This window comes from Pseudomonas sp. LjRoot277, assembly GCF_964253845.1.
In the GTDB taxonomy this organism is placed as follows: domain Bacteria; phylum Pseudomonadota; class Gammaproteobacteria; order Pseudomonadales; family Pseudomonadaceae; genus Aquipseudomonas.
In genome coordinates this window covers 3,585,667-3,603,783 of record NZ_CAXURI020000001.1, presented here as the reverse complement: position 1 = coordinate 3,603,783, position 18,117 = coordinate 3,585,667, and the positions used below count along the sequence as shown (strand labels likewise).

13 protein-coding genes and 3 pseudogenes are annotated in these 18,117 nt (G+C 54.0%); 11 read left to right on the top strand and 5 right to left on the bottom strand.

All coding sequences use genetic code 11. From position 1 onward, the window contains the following. Positions 1-37: 37 nt before the first annotated feature. Positions 38-1,699 carry a SulP family inorganic anion transporter gene (locus tag ACSQ87_RS17005; RefSeq protein WP_436273877.1) on the bottom strand — a complete coding sequence of 554 codons (1,662 nt, stop codon included), beginning with the start codon at positions 1,697-1,699 and terminating at the stop codon, positions 38-40. Positions 1,700-1,840: 141 nt separating this feature from the next. Between ACSQ87_RS17005 and ACSQ87_RS17000 the strand changes: the two genes are divergently transcribed. The 8 genes and pseudogenes from ACSQ87_RS17000 (at position 1,841) to ACSQ87_RS16965 (ending at position 10,297) form a co-directional block, all read left to right on the top strand. Then, positions 1,841-2,071 carry a hypothetical protein gene (locus ACSQ87_RS17000; RefSeq protein WP_150802557.1) on the top strand — a complete coding sequence of 77 codons (231 nt, stop codon included), beginning with the start codon at positions 1,841-1,843 and terminating at the stop codon, positions 2,069-2,071. 390 nt (positions 2,072-2,461) lie between these two features. Beyond that, a pseudogene (gene nhaA, locus ACSQ87_RS16995) lies at positions 2,462-3,721 on the top strand (Na+/H+ antiporter NhaA). A gap of 197 nt (positions 3,722-3,918) precedes the next feature. Next, entirely contained in the window at positions 3,919-4,404 is a 486-nt protein-coding gene (locus ACSQ87_RS16990; protein WP_436273876.1) for a GNAT family N-acetyltransferase, read from the top strand. Positions 4,405-4,469: 65 nt separating this feature from the next. Next, positions 4,470-4,627 (top strand): annotated as a pseudogene (locus ACSQ87_RS16985) (IS5/IS1182 family transposase); the annotation flags it as partial. 884 nt (positions 4,628-5,511) lie between these two features. Next, positions 5,512-6,756 carry a malic enzyme-like NAD(P)-binding protein gene (locus tag ACSQ87_RS16980; RefSeq protein ID WP_436273875.1) on the top strand — a complete coding sequence of 415 codons (1,245 nt, stop codon included), beginning with the start codon at positions 5,512-5,514 and terminating at the stop codon, positions 6,754-6,756. Between the two features lie 440 nt (positions 6,757-7,196). Continuing rightward, on the top strand, positions 7,197-7,883 hold the full coding sequence (locus ACSQ87_RS16975; RefSeq protein WP_436273874.1) for a YoaK family protein: 687 nt from the start codon (positions 7,197-7,199) through the stop codon (positions 7,881-7,883). Positions 7,884-8,085: 202 nt separating this feature from the next. Continuing rightward, entirely contained in the window at positions 8,086-8,916 is an 831-nt protein-coding gene (locus ACSQ87_RS16970) for a universal stress protein (protein ID WP_436273873.1), read from the top strand. A gap of 367 nt (positions 8,917-9,283) precedes the next feature. Beyond that, positions 9,284-10,297, top strand: coding sequence for an isocitrate dehydrogenase (locus tag ACSQ87_RS16965; RefSeq protein WP_436273872.1), 1,014 nt, complete (start codon positions 9,284-9,286; stop codon positions 10,295-10,297). Between the two features lie 107 nt (positions 10,298-10,404). On the opposite strand, the pseudogene map reads toward ACSQ87_RS16965, so the two are convergent. Then, positions 10,405-11,152, bottom strand: a pseudogene (map, locus tag ACSQ87_RS16960) (type I methionyl aminopeptidase). A gap of 429 nt (positions 11,153-11,581) precedes the next feature. Beyond that, complete coding sequence (locus tag ACSQ87_RS16955; RefSeq protein WP_150641276.1) at positions 11,582-11,812, bottom strand: hypothetical protein; 231 nt, start codon at positions 11,810-11,812, stop codon at positions 11,582-11,584. Between the two features lie 523 nt (positions 11,813-12,335). Between ACSQ87_RS16955 and ACSQ87_RS16950 the strand changes: the two genes are divergently transcribed. From ACSQ87_RS16950 to ACSQ87_RS16940, 3 genes are all read left to right on the top strand, one after another. Next, a complete protein-coding gene (locus ACSQ87_RS16950) occupies positions 12,336-12,614 on the top strand; it encodes a hypothetical protein (RefSeq protein ID WP_436273871.1) in 279 nt (92 codons plus the stop codon). A 614-nt stretch (positions 12,615-13,228) separates the two neighbouring features. Then, complete coding sequence (locus tag ACSQ87_RS16945; protein WP_436273870.1) at positions 13,229-13,792, top strand: ATP-binding protein; 564 nt, start codon at positions 13,229-13,231, stop codon at positions 13,790-13,792. Then, positions 13,789-14,478, top strand: coding sequence for a response regulator (locus ACSQ87_RS16940; RefSeq protein WP_436273869.1), 690 nt, complete (start codon positions 13,789-13,791; stop codon positions 14,476-14,478). The genes ACSQ87_RS16945 and ACSQ87_RS16940 overlap by 4 nt, the downstream gene beginning before the upstream one ends. 34 nt (positions 14,479-14,512) lie before the next feature. On the opposite strand, the gene ACSQ87_RS16935 is transcribed toward ACSQ87_RS16940, so the two are convergent. Next, complete coding sequence (locus tag ACSQ87_RS16935; RefSeq protein ID WP_436273868.1) at positions 14,513-16,414, bottom strand: potassium transporter Kup; 1,902 nt, start codon at positions 16,412-16,414, stop codon at positions 14,513-14,515. 467 nt (positions 16,415-16,881) lie between these two features. Beyond that, complete coding sequence (gene arsJ, locus ACSQ87_RS16930; protein ID WP_436273867.1) at positions 16,882-18,114, bottom strand: organoarsenical effux MFS transporter ArsJ; 1,233 nt, start codon at positions 18,112-18,114, stop codon at positions 16,882-16,884. Positions 18,115-18,117: the final 3 nt, after the last annotated feature.

Here is an 18,117-nt window from a genome sequence, read left to right as displayed (position 1 = left end):
CGGGAGTCAGCTCACCGCGCTACCTGAATGCTCCAGTTCAGCTGCGGCCAGGTAACGTGTCGGTCTCTACATAACTGCCCAGTGCAGAACTGAAGTCAGCATGATAATGCTCTGAACCGAGGGCTTGCAGAATCCCTGCCCTGTCGAGCTTGCCAAGGACTTTCTCGTTGGCTTCACACAACTTCACGACGATGCTGCGCTTGCGCAGCTGCTCAATAACCTCGAGCAGCGTCTGTAAGCCCGTGATGTCCATGAACGGCACCCGCTTCAAGCGAATAATCAACGTCCCGGGATCGGTGTGCGTTTGAGCCAGAACGCGCTCAAAGGTTTCTGCTGCGCCAAAGAAGAGCGGCCCCTCAATGGTGTAAACCAAAATACCGGGGGGAAGATGTACATACCCATTCATACGCAACTCTACCTCCAGCTCTTTTTCAACCATTAGCTGAATCTCCACAGAAGACGCCATCCGACGCATAAATTGCAGCATGGCGAGAATGACCCCAATGTTCACGGCGATCGTCAGATCACTGAAAACGGTCAGGCTGAAGGTGATTAAAAGGATGGCAACGTCCGCTTTGGGGGCTCGTTTGACCATGCGCTTGAAGTGCTTCAGTTCGCTCATGTTGTAAGCGACCACGAACAAGATTGCAGCTAACGCGCAAAGCGGGATATCCGAAGCCAAAGGAGCCAAGAAGAAGATCAGCAAAATCAAAGTGAGGGCGTGCGTAAAACCCGCGATTGGACTATTGCCGCCATTGCGGATGTTGGTTGCTGTTCGAGCGATCGCACCTGTCGCAGCAAAGCCACCAAACAGAGGAGTAACCAGGTTAGCAATGCCTTGTCCGATTAACTCCTGATTGGAGTCATGTTTGGTACCGGCCATCCCGTCGGCGACAACAGCCGAGAGCAGCGACTCGATCGCCCCCAGCATCGCGATCGCAAACGCAGGGCCAATCAACTCAATGACCTGCGGCAGCGTTATTTCAGGAAGGCCTATCTTGGGAAGCCCTTGAGGAATGCCCCCAAATGCACTCCCGATCGTGGCCACGCCGTCGAATTGAAAATAGGAATTCAACGCCGTCACAACGACCATAGCAATCAAGGGGCCGGGAACACGCCTTATGCCTGCCGTTTTAGGTGCGAGGATCACCAACGCCAGGCTCAAAAGCGCTAACAGTGTTGTGGGTACATGAAGGCTGGGCAGCGCCTGGATGAGGTGCCACAGCCGCTCGTGGAAATGGTCACCACTGATTTTCGGCAAGCCCAAAAAGTCTTTCCATTGCCCGACCCAAATGATCACCCCGATGCCGGCGGTGAATCCCACAATCACGGGGTCAGGGATGAACTTGATGAGTGCGCCAAGCTTGGTGACACCGAGCAGTAATAAAATTGCCCCGGCCATCATTGTTGCTATCTGCAAGCCATCCACACCGTACTTGGCCGTCACACTGGCCAAAATGACGATAAACGCCCCAGTTGGGCCGGCAATCTGAAGCCGGCTTCCGCCGAACAGCGAAACCAACAAGCCCCCCACAATGGCCGTGTAGATCCCTTGTTCCGGTTTGACGCCTGAGGCGATGGCAAATGCCATCGCCAACGGCAGCGCCACGACGCCGACGATGACGCCTGAGACGATATTTCGAAGCCAATGCTCGCGCCCTAACAAGCCCGCTTTCCAAGCTTCTTGTATCGCAATCATGACTAGCCTCGCTCTGGTGGCATGTGCATACTATTTACACGTAGTGATAATAGAAAAGCAATTGGCCTAGCCTCGGCAGGACACCTGCAACGCTGTCGATTCGATCCTCAGAGAGCTTAACCCTATGCCCGGAGACCCTGCATGAAACGCGAAGACGTCAAAACCAAACACGGTGAAGGCATGCACTTCGACACGCATGTGATCGCCAACCCGGCCAACACGCACGAGTGGATCATTCTTTTCAAAAAGGATGCAGGAAGAAGCTATTTTCTGGTCAATGACAACGAGGAGATTGAGTCATTTGGACGCCTCGATGATCTGATCCATGAGCTTCGCGAGCTTGGTATCAAGTCTGCCGAAGTTCATTTCTGATAGTTACACTCGGGGGGGGATCATGTCAGTAAAGATTGAGCATCTGTCCGGTCAAAGTGAAGAGCTTTGGTCTGTTTGTTTCGGTAGCCGCCGCATCCAATTTCGTACTGAGCAAGGAGCGAAGGACTATGCGGCCACACTCAAAGAAAGAATCGACGCACCGCATACCTTTCCGCGAACTCACCAAGCAGCCCCCAATCCAGACCACTGATCATCGCTGATCTGGACTTTTCCCTCCGTTGGACAGGCTCGACGTCTGGCCAATAGGAACAGAACACCAAGCCCCTTGATGAAAGGCATCGAAGACAGCTCAGAACAACACTGAGCTGTTGCCTATTAATTGACGCTGGCTGACCAGGTTTTTATCACGCTCGATGCTGGAGTCCCAGTGTGGCAAAATCAAAAGACGTGTCAGGTGCCACCATCCCTCCCGGGCTCTCGAACGAAGCAGCCGGAGGTGTAGCATTGCTGGGTACCTCTCTCATCGCCTTTGTCTTGGCCAACTCCCCATTCGCTCCCAGCTATTTTGACCTGCTACACCGCGTCCACTTGGGCCTGTCGCTAACCCACTGGGTCAATGACGGCCTGATGACGTTGTTCTTCTTGGTCATCGGACTGTAAATCAAGCGTGAATGGTTCGGCGGACATCTGGCCACCTGAGAGCAGCTCGCATTGCCTGGCTTTGCGGCGTTGGGTGGCATGATCCTGCCGGCACTTATTCTCTGGACGTTTGATTACCCCCAAGACGAAATCCCAATATTGATGGTTATACCCACGGTCACTGACATTGCATTTGCGCTGGCCGTCCTATCGTTACTCGGCGACAGGGTTCCAGCTTCGCTGAAAGTATTCCTAACCGCCGTCGCGATTCTGGATGATCTTGGCGGGGTCATGATCGTTGCCTTTTTTCACACTCAGCACTTTTTTGTTCCGATGCTGCTCGCCTTATTGCTGCTGTTAAGCCTGCTTGTAGCGCTGAACAGCAAAGGGATAACTCTCCTGCGCCCGTACATACTGACAGGGGTGTTTTTGTGGATTGCTATCGGGTTATCCGGCTTGAGCCCGACACTCGCCGGACTCGTATTGGCGTTGTTCTTACCGCTAGGTAACCCCGATAAAAGATCCAGTTCTCTGTTGCGAACCGTTGAAGAAAAGCTCAGCCCTTATGTGACATTTCTGATATTGCCGATTTTCGGTTTTGCCAACGCCGGCATGTCCCTCAGTGGCATGTCACTGCAAGATTTCACAGCCCCGGTCACGCTGAGTATCGCGACGGGGCTGCTGATCGGGAAGCAACTGGGTCTCCTCGCTGTAGCTGGTCTTGTAGTTGCGCTTGGGCTCGCCAAGCTCCCCGAGAGAAGCAACTGGTTGCAGCTTTACGGGGTTGCGGTAATTGGCGGCATTGGTCTTACAGCGAGCCTATTGATCGGCACCCAGACCGATTCAACGACTTCTCTACCGATGACTGACGTAAAAATCGGAGTGCTGATGGCTTCAGTTTTGTCTGTGCTATTCAGCGTCTTGATTTTGCGTTCTCGAGCCACCCGTTCAGGCCCATCCAGAACTCTACATTCCACCTGCGTCCATCACGCAGAGATCAATCATTCACCACGAAGCAGCACTGATCGGCCTTACCAAGGAGAAACCTAAATATCACGAACACTCATCATAGGTCACAGTCTCTAAGTTATGTAATTGCATCGATTTGACTACCTGTTTGTATTCGACTTGACCAGTTATTTGCATTCGAATTGACCGTGACACCGTTCATGATGTATCGCGCGGTTGAGATGGCATGCAGTGTAAAATAAATAAAGTCAGCATAGACAAAGCGGAGGTTTCGAGTGATGGCGACAGAATTGACGGTGCGAGTAGCACAACAGGACGATCACGAGTGGATTATTGCTGCGAATGGTGACGTCTATGCCACAGAGTTCGGTTTTGACAGGCGCTTTCAGGATGGCATCGCCGAAAAGATGCGCACCTTTCTTGAATTACCAAGTCCATTCAATCGCATTTGGGTTGGATTGGTAGGGGACAAACGCGTAGCGTCGATAGCGATATCGGACAGAGCTGACAGCGTGGCATTTCTTAACTTCGTGCTAGTCCTGCCGCAGTATAGGGGTAAAGGTGCTGGTTCTACGATGATGAAACTCGCTCTTGATCATGCTCGCCAGCACTCATTTAAGCAGGTGCAGCTAGAAACCTATAGCTGCCTTGTCGACGCAAAGGCGCTTTATGGGCGCCTCAACTTCCGAGTGACTGAGGTGTTGCCTGGGCAAAAGGCTTATGGGAAGAAATTCGATCTGGAATTCTGGTCGCTGAAACTCTAGGGATTCTACGAGCCACATCCTCGAAGGTGCTGAAATATAACCTCACCACCTGATCCGAGCCGCCCTTGAGCCAGATGAGCTTTCCGACTTTGAATACGCCGACAAGCGCAAGCAGACACGCCGCGAACGGTTCCTCGCCGAGATGGATCAGATAGTGTCCTGTTGCGGTTTACTGGCATTGATTGAGCCGTATTACCCAAAGGCCAGCGGTGGTCGAAAACCCGCTCAAGCCACCGGCTGACCAACCCTCATTTGTTGAGTTTCAATCGTGCTTGATCGCAGTGTACCAGCGACCCTGCGCCCAAACTTCCCAAGTCACTACGTTGATTATTTGGCAATGCTTGCACTGAACCTCGAACCGATGCCTCGCGTTATCGGGAACGAAATCCATCGTTAGGTCACAGTACGCACAGTCAGACATCCTCTGTTCTTCCTTTTCGCCGTCGCTCATAAAGCAAGCCCCAAGTGAAGCGATAAGCATACCCGTCCTCCCCTTGCATCAGCGTGTTCGACTGGAACAATCGGGGGCAGACCACGGTATTGATGTTGAGGGGCCAGCTCCTGGCCGGTTTCTGCCTGCTTATCTGTCGAGTCGTACGGGAATTGCCATTCAAACAGTGCAGGACCTTATTGATTTCAACAGGTACGTTCCAGGATCTACTGAGGAACGCGAATAATGGCTGTAAATGCTGCGCTGGTATTGATTCACGGGCGAATGACCTACGCAGAAGCCCTATGCAACTGGGTCATGAGCTCACGCAATTGTCGAAATACGCGGATCAGATCCAAGAGGCCATGAGAAAACTCTGAATCCTAATGTGCCGCGCTTAGGGCGTGACACCGCTTGGGACATTCGAGCGCGCAAAAAAATGGCCACACGAGGTGGCCTAAGACGGGTTCAAGCATAGGAGGATCTCTATTGACCAACAGATACAGGCCCACCCTGAAGTCTTAAGGCCAATAGAGTTGGTCCGCTGGCTGACAAACCCCTTCATCAGCAGCGTTCAAGCCGGCAATTTGACCCTGGTCTGTGGGTCAGGATCTCGCTGACTTGTATTATAATAGTGTTAACATCACATTGTAATCAACGTCTAATTAGGGGATCGCATGACTACCGACTTCAAGAAGGCTGCACTGGATTACCACGAATTCCCAACCCCAGGGAAAATCAGCATTGAGCTGACCAAGCCCGCCGACACAGCCGCCCAACTCGCACTGGCGTACAGCCCAGGCGTAGCCGAGCCCGTTCGCGAAATCGCGAAGGATCCGGAGAACGCCTATCGCTTTACTGGAAAAGGGAATCTGGTGGCCGTGATCACCAACGGCACTGCCATTCTGGGCCTCGGCAATCTAGGCCCCTTGGCCAGTAAGCCGGTCATGGAAGGCAAAGCGTTGCTGTTCAAACGTTTTGCCGGCATCGACTCGATCGATATCGAAGTCAATGCTGAGAGTTCCCAGGCCTTTATCGATACAGTCGTGCGCATTGCCGACACCTTTGGTGGCATCAACCTGGAAGACATCAAAGCCCCTGAGTGCTTTGAAATCGAAGAAGCACTGATCGAACAGTGCAGCATCCCGGTCTTCCATGACGACCAACACGGTACTGCCATCGTCACTGCCGCCGGTATGCTCAATGCGCTGGAGATTCAGGGCAAAACCCTGGAGAGCGCGAGAATTGTTTGCCTTGGCGCGGGTGCCGCAGCCACTGCCTGCATGCGCCTGCTCCTCAGTCTCGGCGCTCAAAAAAGCAATCTGTACATGGTCGATCGCACCGGTGTCATCCACTCCGCACGAGAAGATCTCAACCAATACAAAGTACAATTCGTAAACGACGGTGGCCCGCGTACGTTAATGGAAGCCATGAGCGGTGCTGATGTGTTTGTTGGTCTGTCCGGAGCCAACCTTCTTCCGGCTGAAGCGTTGGCAGCGATGGCTCCCAATCCGATCGTGTTTGCCTGCTCAAACCCCGATCCTGAAATCAGCTACGAGCTGGCCATGGCCACACGTGATGACCTGATCATGGCGACCGGTCGTTCTGACTACCCGAACCAGGTTAATAACGTTCTGGGCTTTCCGTTCATCTTCCGCGGGACCTTGGATGTTCGGGCAACCCGAATCAACGAAGCGATGAAAATTGCGGCGGTGGAAGCACTGCGCCAATTGGCCAAAGAGCCAACCCCTGTGGAAGTGCTGCAAGCGTTCAACGTCGATAAGCTTGAGTTTGGGCGCGATTACATTCTTCCCAAAGCGCTCGATGCTCGCCTGCTCGGAGCAATAGCCGGCGCAGTGGCCAAGGCCGCTATCGACACCGGCGTTGCGAAGCTGCATTACCCGACGCACTACCCGCTCTAAGCTGACGTCAATCATGCTGATGTGCCGCAGCTGCACGACCTTTTACAAGGTTGGTAGCTGTCGCACTCGGGGATCATCCAGCCGCAGCACGTCCTGAATATCGACAGCCCGCCACTTACAAGATCATCCGCTCTTGGCTGATCGCGGGGTGAAGCTTTCGGGATCCCCGTCTGCTCCCCCAGCAGGTAATCAGCACACAGAGTTGCCATCCCAGGCAATCCTGATCACCGATCAGAAAAAACGACAGTCAGCGGCTTTAACACTCAACGAGCAGACCAGCCTAAATCGCGAGGATCTGGTGATATCAGATGCGCATAATCGGTTGGCTTTCTTGCTCCTCATACACTTGGGACAGGGGTGAATGAATGCCGATCAAATATGTTAGGAGCCTCACTGGGCGACGGCGTACCACAGACGCAAACCGACATCTTGGATTTGCCTTGGCCTTCGTAGCGGGGGCAATCAACGCCGGTGGTTTCCTGGCGGTGCATCAGTACACCTCACACATGACGGGCATCGTCTCCTCGATGGCAGACAACAGTGTGCTGGGAGCCTACGACCTGGTGCTCAGTGGCACCGGCGCTCTGTTGTCCTTTCTGATTGGGGCAGCGTGCTCGGCGGTCATGGTCAATTATTCCCGCCGCAGACGCATGCACAGCGAGTTTGCAGTGCCACTCTTGTTCGAAGCCTTTTTGCTCATCTGCTTTGGCTTTCTAGGAGCTCGGCTATCCACCGTGGATGGTCTATTCGTGTCCGTCACCGTGATGCTGCTGTGCTTCATCATGGGGCTACAAAACGCGGTGATCACCAAAATTTCCAAAGCCGAAATCCGAACGACGCACATCACCGGAATCATCACGGATATCGGTATTGAGTTTGGAAAACTCTTTTATTGGAATGCCGTCAACACATCGAAGCATCCAAAAGTTCTCGCCAATCGGACCCGACTCAAAATACTGATACTGCTTGCGCTGAATTTCTTTTTTGGCGGCATGGTGGGTGCCTTTGGGTTCAAGCACATTGGTTACATCTCAACGGTACCGCTCGCGATGGTTCTGGTGGCGCTGGGGATCGTGCCTGCCGTTGATGACGCCAGGCTTTTTGTCCGCCGCGTCATGCGAAAGTGAGCAGCTTGCCTGCAAGCAGCTTTCCAGGCGTTGCTATACTGGAGTTTCACTACGTTGATCGTGTCGATATATGACGTGCCCGGTGTCCAGCGACGGATCCCACTCGTTCGAACGCTAAAAGCGGTGCCTTCGCCGAGCGGCTTTTTTCGTTTATACCCCGCGTGGTGACCGGCTCTTCAAGATCATCGAGATGAGGGTTGTGATGAGCCACATATTGGCCTGTATCGACAGTTCAACTACATCTCCGGCCGTCTGCGACTACGCCGCTTGGGCCAGTCTCAACTTTGTATTGCCGTTAACCCTCCTGAATGTTGTAGACCGCCCCGCTAGCGTAGAGATACGGCCCGGCAGCCTGGCGCACGTGCTAGAAGCTATGTCGATGGACGAAAAGCGCCATGAGCAGGCGTTGAAGCAAGGCTTGATAATGCTGCAAAACGCTCGAGAAAGAGCGATTTCTGATGGCGTGATGCAGCCAGAGCTTCGTCAAAGCGACGGAGAACTGCTGGGTCGGTTACTCGAGATGGAAACTGACATGCGCTGGCTGGTCATGGGAAAACAAAGCTCGTTCTGTCCCCGACTCAACCAGCTCGAAACCATCATCCATGCTTTGCACAAGCCGATCCTGGTCACACCTTGTTCCTTCAACCCACCACGTAGCCTGATGTTTGCTTATGACGGAAGCGAGGACACGCACATGGGGGTGGAAATGCTGGCAGCGAGTCCAGTTCTCAGAAAGCTGCCCGTGCACCTGGTCATGGTCGCCGCCAAGACGTCGAAGAATCTGGAACGACTCGATGCGGCAGGAGCCATTCTGCAATCCGCCGGGTGTGACGTGCGGACAGCCATCTGTGGCGGGAGAATAGAGCTCGCCTTACAGTCCTATCAGACCGAACACGATATCGATCTGATGGTCATGGGCGCTTTTGGTCATTCGCGAGTCCGTCGATTATGGCTTGGCAGTACGACTTCAAGAATGATCCGAGCCACAACTCGTCCTCTTCTATTCCTGCCCAAAAGCTACCTCAACATGTAACGCACAGACATTCAAACACCTTACCGTCTCAGGATGAAAACACTCCTTGTCAGCACATGCGATTAACATTACATGTTAATGTTGTGCGCATCTTCGATGGAGTAAATGACAGCATCCTTGATCCGGTAGCTCGCCCGTTATAGCCGCATCCTTGAGTGGTTTTGTGCGGCGCGAGAACTGACACCCACTCAGGTCGCCCGTCTATTGATCCGCGATGACCTGCGCAGTCACGGCGCGGAGGATGAAACACAGCACACTGGCGCGGTGAAAGCCGCCAGACAGTCAATGCCAATCAGCAGACTCGTGACACCAGTCTCAATGACCCAATCAATACAGCGGCTGACAAAGCGCTGTTAAGGAAGAGACCATGAGCAAAACTATCGCAATCATCAAGGGTGACGGCATCGGCCCTGAGATCATGCAAGCGACGCTACGCGTACTCGATGCCCTTGACTGCAATCTTCAGTACGACTTCGTTGAGGCCGGTTTGGAGGCCTTGCAGCAGCATGGGCAACTGATGCCGCCCGCGTCCATAGAGACGATCGCCAAACATGGTGTCGCACTCAAAGGCCCTCTGACAACGCCGATTGGCCGCGGCTTCTCATCGATCAACGTCCACCTTCGCCGCCACTTCGATCTCTATGCCAATGTCCGACCAGCGATCAGTTTCCCAGGGACCCGTTCGCGCTTCGAAGATATCGATATCATCACGGTGCGCGAAAATACCGAAGGGGCGTACCTCCCAGAAGGACAAAGTATTTCGGAGGACGGCGAAGTCGCTCTGGCGAGCATTCGGGTCACACGCACAGCCTCCGAACGCATCGTGCGGTACGCGTTCGAGCTGGCTCGTAGCAAAGGCCGTAAGAAAGTGACCGCGGTGCACAAGGCCAATATCATCAAGTCTTGCTCCGGTTTGTTCCTTGAGGTGGCGCGTGAGGTCGCCGCGGGTTTTCCGGAAATCGAATTCCACGAGATGATCGTCGATAACGCCTGTATGCAGCTGGTGATGAATCCCCATCAATTCGATGTCATTGTCACCACTAACCTGTTTGGCGACATCCTTTCAGACTTGTGCGCAGGCCTGGTGGGTGGATTGGGCTTGGCGCCCGGGTCCAACATCGGCGCCGATGCGGCCATCTTCGAAGCGGTCCACGGCTCGGCACCGGACATCGCCGGCAAGAACATCGCGAACCCCTGTGCATTGTTGCTGGCTGCCGCGGACATGCTTGATTATCTGGGTATGGTGGACAAGGGGACACACGTTCGTACTGCTATCCGCGCTGTTCTAGGAAGTTCGCGTAACCAGGTGACACCGGATATGGGAGGGACTGGTACAACTGAGTCCTTCGCTGACGCCTTGGTGGCCTACTTGCGTGACTAGATAGAGAGTCAAGAAACACGCGCTCCGTCCGCGTCGCCAGCTCAGTACGAGCTGGCGATTCTCTACGTGTGCTCCACCCTGACCTACCAGTTGGACAGTCTGCTGGATTAAATCTTCTTATACTCCACGGGCGGATCCGGCCACGCAGTCAACACCTCAAAGCCATCGCGGGCGACCAAGACCATATGTTCCCACTGGGCAGAGAGCGAAAGATCCTTGGTGATCACAGTCCAGCCCTCCCCCAGCGTTATTACACCATGCTTTCCAGCATTGAGCATTGGCTCGATTGTGAAGGTCATGCCCGGTTTCAGTCTCATACCTTCACCAGGGTTACCATGATGACGGACCTGTGGCTCATCGTGGTAAACCATGCCAATGCCATGTCCACAGTAGTCACGCACTACGCTATACCCTCCACGGTGCGCCACGGTTTGAATGGCGTGACCGACATCACCGAGCGTGGCACCGGGGGCCTACTGCATGAATGCCGGCACACATCGCCGCATAGGTCGTGTCCACCAGCCAACGAGCCTCTGCGCTTGGCTCGCCGACAAAATACATGCGGCTTGTATCACTGAACCAACCATCTTTGAGCACCGCGACATCAATATTGAAGATATCGCCATCCGAGAGCTCTTTATCTGACGGGATTTCGTGGCATACGACATGATTGATGGAGGTGCACAAGGTTTTGGGGAACCCGTGATAACCGATATTGGCTGGAGTGGCCTTCTGCACGTTGACAATATTGTCATGGCAGAGCTTATCAAGCTCATTGGTCGAAACCCCGGGTCTGACGTGAGGCGCAATCATGCTTAGAACCTCCGCAACCAACTTGCCCGCAGCGCGTGACATAGCAATTATGTGCAGGCTTCATAGTGGAACCTTTATCCTCATTATGAACATTAGGGACTGGTTGGGCGGGCGCTCATTTGCCGAGTGCTGTTAAATTACAGAAACGCAGCATGAAAATTAATTCAACTTTGCTAAGCTCCGCAGCGCTCTAAGAAAGAAACAATATTTTGTTTCCGTAACTTTAGCGTTAATAGAAAGTCATTAACCATTATTACTTACTGCAACCGCGCTTGTAGGCGAGCGGCAACGCACGAGGGTATGAGTGCGGAGCTTCAATACGCTCTTTTAGCTTTGCCGCGTAATCTTTTGCACCCTGCTCATTGCGGAATTGAATGCGCCTGGTACCGACACACACGGACCATAGATCTTCACTCTGGCTAGACAGATGCTCGATTTTGACAGACATGGCGACACTCCAAGGAAAAGAATTCAAAAATGAATTTCAGCAACCTTGATACCGATTTCTCGCAGCTCATGAATCAAATCATCAAGGTAGCGAAAGGGTTCGATTTCTTCGTTGTCATTGACCAGGAAGAAGCTTCTTCCTGCATCCTTTTTAAAGAAGGCGATCCACTCCTGGGTGTTGGCCGGGTTGGCAATCAAATGGGTGTCGAACTGAATGCCTTCAGCGTGTTTGGTTTTTACGTCCTCACGTTTCATGCGGGTCTCCAAGCGCTCACATATTGCTGTTCTCATGCATGATTTTGCCTCTCGGCAATCGATCAAAAGACCTCGCCCCTACCTGAAGCAAGGGTGAGTAGATTGCCTTTTCATTATCACTGGATGATAATATTATGCACATATAACCCCTTGGAGGCTAGTCATGAGCAGGACTGTCGAAGCACCTCAGCCATGTGGGTCCGAGTCGCTCCGCCCAATGCCGTGGCTTTGAAGGCGCACGGCCATGCGGCCAGTTTCCCGCGATAACAGGATTTGCCGGCCAGATCGAGAACAAGTAGAACCAAAGGATTCTCACAATAAGTAGCGAGCTATCAATTCCAGACCTTGAAGGTGATTGTCTGCACAGGCTCCGAAATGGCTTACTTTACCGTGATGATTACCACCTTGAAGAGCACATATGGCGTCATGCGCAAAGGCCCCAGATGCGTGCCTCGCAGCAGCGGATTTCCCTTGCTTTTGATTCAACGCGTACGGTTTCTGAATTTTAAGGACGACAGTCATCATGCGAAAAACAGAAATTGAGAAGCGCCTCCCGCTCAATGCTCCGACCCTGGAGCCAGGGCTACAACTGTTGGTTTGCCTTGAGCAATGCGTCGTCGTCCAGCAGCGGGAAACTAGAATCTATCAAGTTGTATTCGACTGCAAATCACCCAAAACAATTCGAATTTTTTGGGCAGAAGATGAATGGATTTTCATCGGCAGGCATAAGCAAAATGCTGAGAAAGATCCTTCATTGGCGACCTTTGTATCAACGCTAAGAACTGGGCTAAAGGCCGTCTAGCGATAAATACGGCTCTGATCTATAGCGGTAATTCAAGACGCATGCGGTTGACTGCTCACTACTGATTTTCTTCGCCTGCCCAAGTGGCACAACGTTGGGGCTCGAATGCGCCCGTTCCAATTCGTCAACATGATTCCGGCAGTAGGGCTGGCAAGGTATCGCGTTTCTGCACATTCGTTCCCATTCGTTCCCGGAGGCTGCGGTTCTTTTTACGAGCTGTAACTCTGACCTGATGAGCGGATTCGGTCGAACATAAGATGGGCTTCTACATACTTCTGAGTTTCAGCGATGAGAGCGGGGAAACGAAATTTTTAACACTGATGGATCGCCCACCACCTCCTTGCTCTGTCTGACTTGGGTGCCCTTCGGCAAGCGCTCAGGCTCAACATTTTTCAGGCACACAATGCGGTACGGTAGAGATCGCCATGCTTTTTTGGTTTAGGTGATACGTCATATATCGCTGGTCAGCTCGAATGCAAACAAATGGTCAGTGGGAATGCAAACGACTGCTCAAGTCGAATGCAAATGGGTGGGTAAGTCTGTGCAATTACCCAGGACTTGAGCAGGACCGTTATCATGTTGCTTCTATGCCGTTGGGTGAATCGGCGCTGCGCATGAATACGTTGGTCGACAACCTGCTGGACATGGCACGCCTCGAATCCGGCAAAGTGGTGTTGAATCGGCAGTGGCAACCCATCGAAGACGTCGTGGGCAGCGCCCTGCGAGCCATCCAACCAATTCTGGGCGGGCGTTCGGTGCAGGTCGCTTTGGACGATGATTTACCTCCCGTACAAATCGACGCGGTACTGATCGAACGCGTCCTTATCAACCTGATCGAGAACGCCGTCAAGTACACACCGCAAGGCACTACCATCGGCCTGGGCGCCAGAGCCACGCCGGACAACATCGAATTGTGGGTCGCAGACGAAGGACCAGGGTTACCGCACGGTCACGAAGAGGCAATCTTCAGCAAATTCATGCGCGGCAAGAAGGAAAGCTCAATACCCGGCGTTGGGCTGGGCCTGGCCATCTGTCGAGCCATCGCACAGGCTCATGGAGGAACCATTTTGGGTGTTACACACCCAGAGGGCGGTGCGCGCTTCACGTTGCGTCTACCCCGTGAGGAGCCGCCAGTCATTGAACCCTTTGCTGAGCAAACAGGCGAGGAGCAACCATGACGGAATCGGTGCTGCACGTCCTGATCATTGAAGACGAAAAAGAAATACGACGTTTCGTGCGAATGGCCCTGCAAGCTGAAGGCCTGGAGGTGCATGAAGCCGATACCTTTCACCGAGGCCTTATCGATGCAGGGACACGCCATCCGGACCTGATCGTGCTCGACCTCGGACTGCCCGACGGCGACGGTGTTGACCTAATTCGGGATGTTCGGAGTTGGTCAGAGGTGCCGATCATTGTGTTGTCTGCCCGTGGTGCGGAATCGGACAAAATCCTGGCCCTGGACACGGGCGCCGATGACTATCTGGTGAAGCCGTTTGGCACCGGGGAACTGCTGGCGCGCGTTCGCGCACTGCTACGTCGACATGTGAAGGGTACCGAGAACCATGCGGTCCTGGCCTTTGGCGAGGTCCGGATTGATATGGAACGGCGTGTCGTGGAACGCTCCGGCGCCCCACTGCATTTGACAGCGCTGGAGTACCGTCTGCTGGTCCATCTTTGCTCACACCCGAATCGGGTCCTGACGCATCAGCAACTGCTCAAGGCTGTGTGGGGCCCATCGCACACCACCGATACGCCTTACCTTCGAGTATTCATGGGAGGCCTGCGTAAAAAAGTCGAAGCAGACCCTTCCCAGCCGCGACACCTCATCACCGAAACCGGTGTTGGGTATCGTTTTATTCCTTGAGCGTAGGATTACCGGAGTAAGCGGCCTGTTACCGCTACATCTCGACCTGTGTGCCCAGCTCAATCACCCGATTCAGCGGCAACTTGAAGTATTTCAAGTTGCTATTGGCGTTCTTCAGCAAAAACGCGAACAGGCTTTCTCGCCAACGGGCCATACCTATGCGTTTGGTCGGGATCACGGTCTCCCGGCTGAGGAAATAGGTCGTGCGCATCGGGCTGAAATCCAGCTCATTCAAATGACACAGACTTAAGGCCATGGGTACGTCAGGCTCCTCCATAAAACCAAAGTGCAGACTGACCCGGAAGAACCCTTCGCCATAGGCTTCTACCTCAAACCTTCGGTCAGCGGTCACCCGAGGGTTGTCTTCGGACACTACGGTGAGCAATACCACCTGCTCGTGCAGCACCTGGTTATGCAGCAGGTTGTGCAAGAGTGCATGGGGAACCGCATCGGCCCTGGCCGTCAGAAAAACCGCGGTGCCTTGCACCCGATGCGGCGGCTGCGAACGAATGCTGCTGATAAACAACGGCAGAGGCAATGCGGTCTCGTCCAGCCGCTCGACGATGATCTTTCGCCCCCGTTTCCAAGTGGTCATCAAGATAAACAGGCCGATACCGGCAATCACCGGGAACGCACCGCCCTGGAAAATCTTCGGCGCATTAGCGGCGAAATACAGACCGTCTACCAGCAAAAATCCAAGCAGCATCGGGATGGCCAACCAGCGCGGCGTTTTCCATAGGAGCAGGACGACAGCCGAAGACAGTATTGTGGTGATCAACATGGTCCCCGTCACAGCGACTCCATAGGCGGCGGCCAACGCACTGGAGGACTCGAAACCAATCACCAGCAGCACGACACCAACCATCAACGCCCAGTTAACCGTACCGATGTAGATCTGTCCCTGCTCCTGGCTGGAGGTGTGCTGGATAAACATGCGAGGGACGTAACCCAGCTGGATGGCCTGGCGCGTCAGGGAGAAAGCACCGGAGATCACGGCTTGAGAAGCGATGATGGTCGCCAATGTGGACAGCGCGACCATCGGCAGCAGTGCCCAGCTCGGCGCGAGCAGATAGAACGGATTGCGCACAGCCTCCGGATTCTCCAGGATCAGTGCACCCTGACCAAAATAATTGAGCACCAGCCCAGGCAACACCAGAATGAACCAGGCACGGGAAATCGGTTTGCGACCAAAGTGGCCCATGTCGGCATACAGCGCTTCAGCACCGGTCAATGCCAACACGACGGCGCCCAAAATCGCCACACCCATTCCCGGATGAACCAGGAAGAACTGCACCGCCCAAGCAGGGTTAAGCGCTTGCAACACTTCGGGCCGCTGTAAAATTCCGTAGATTCCGAGCGCGCCCAACACCACAAACCACAGCACCATCACTGGGCCGAACAGGGTACCGATGCGAGCCGTGCCGTGCTTTTGGATCAAGAACAGCGCCACCAGCACGATCACTGACAAGGGCACAACCCAGTGCTCTATTCCGTCAAACGCCAGCTGTAGTCCTTCAACCGCAGAGAGCACCGAAATAGCCGGGGTGATCATGCTGTCCCCGTAAAAAAGTGCCGCACCGAACAGGCCGAGCAGCACCAGTACCTTGCTCATGTGCGGATAAGGGGTGGCCGCGCGACGGGCTAACGCCGTCAACGCCATGATGCCGCCTTCGCCCTGGTTGTTGGCGCGCAGGATGAACAGCACGTATTTGATCGAGACCACCCAGATCAGCGACCAAAAGATCAACGACAGAATGCCCAGCACGCCGTCGTGATTTACCTGAACGCCGTAGTGACCGGAAAATACTTCTTTCAGCGTGTAGAGGGGGCTGGTGCCTATGTCCCCGTATACCACGCCGACAGCGGCGACGAGCAAGCCGACTCCTGACGTTTTGGATTGGGAATCTGCATGTGCACTGGTCACTGTTTCACTCAAGGGTCGCTTCTCTCAAATTGCGGGGGAGAACTGCATGCCATCCTTGGGCAATACGATTTAGGCGCATGGACGATCTAAAAAATCGCGGCCAGTATCGTTGCGTGCAAAAACAGCTACCGTAAAGAAAACGTAAAAATTTTACGGTAGATACGACCCTCACCCATTCGAACAGTTAGGCACAAGACTAGCTCTGGCACAGAGGATCTCGTCGCTCATGTCGAGGGAAATCAACGTCACCCCCATTTTGTCCGGCTGCATTCTCTTGTACCGGTGTGCGGAGCCATTCCTTCGATTTAGATCAGTGGCTGGGTAACGCTTGTCTTCATCTTATAGTCTGAGATTGCTCGCCATTTACAACCACCTGTAAATGCTAGGTATTTACTCTGTTAAGTAGCTCCCCAAGGCAGGAGAACTTCCGGCTCGTTTCTCCTATCTCGACTGGCAGAAAAGCCTCCTGACCCACTCGATCAGCTATGTATCGGATGAAGGTCGGCATGCCTTGGCAACCCGATAGAAATCAATGCTGCGAGCAGCACGAAGGCGCTCGATATCCATAAGCACGCCCCCAGCCCATACACCTGATAAACCCAGCCGGAGAGCACCGTGCCGATCAGTCGCCCCATGGCGTTCGACATGTAATAAAAACCTACATCCAGCGACACGCCGTCTTCCTTGGCGTAAGAGACAATCAGGTAGCTGTGCAGCGACGAATTCACCGCGAACAGCGCGCCAAAGACCATGAGTCCGCCGAGCAGCACCATCTGCTGCGACAGCCCGGTGTTCAGCCCGAGAGCGATTGCCGCAGGCAGGCCTGCCAGAGCCAGTGCCCACAGAAATGCCGCACGACCATCCGGTACGTGCCCACGTTTCTTGCCGGTGATGTTGGGCGCGAAGGATTGCATAATGCCGTAGCCAATCACCCAGGCAGCAAGGAAGCCGCCAACCTCCCAGAAGTCCCAGCCGAACACGCTGCTCAGGTACACCGGCAAGGCCACCACAAACCAGACATCGCGGGCACCGAACAGGAACATTCGGGCTGCTGAGAGGATATTGATCGCCCGGCTCTTGGACAGGATGTCGCGAAATTTGGGCTTGGCTTTGGCCTTGCCCAAGTCCTTCTTCAACAGGGTCAAGCTGCTGATCCAGATCAGTGCCAGGACACCCGCCATGGCCAGCAAGGCGCCATTGAAGCCGATGAGTGCCAGCAAGGCTCCACCAAGAAAGAAGCCGACACCCTTGAGTGCGTTCTTCGAGCCGGTGAGGATCGCCACCCACTTGTAGAGCTTGCCCTGCTGCCCATCAGGAACCAGAAGCTTGATGGAGCTTTTGGCACTCATCTTGTTCAGGTCTTTGGCTATTCCCGACAGAGCCTGGGCCCCCATCACCCAAGGGATGGTTAGCCAGGTTACCGGAACCGTCAGCATCAACAGCGCCGCAACCTGAATGCCCAGTCCGATGTTCATGGTTCGGTTCAGACCCAGCCGGGCGCCGAGATAACCGCCCACCAGGTTGGTGATCACACCAAAGAGTTCGTAGAACAGAAACAACGCCGCGATTTGCAGTGGGCTGTAACCCAACGCGTGAAAGTGCAGCACCACCAACATGCGCAAAGCGCCGTCGGTGAGGGTGAAGGCCCAGTAGTTGCCCGTCACGAGCAGGTACTGCCGCACTTCCGGAGCGAGGGCTGACAACGCTTTCATTAC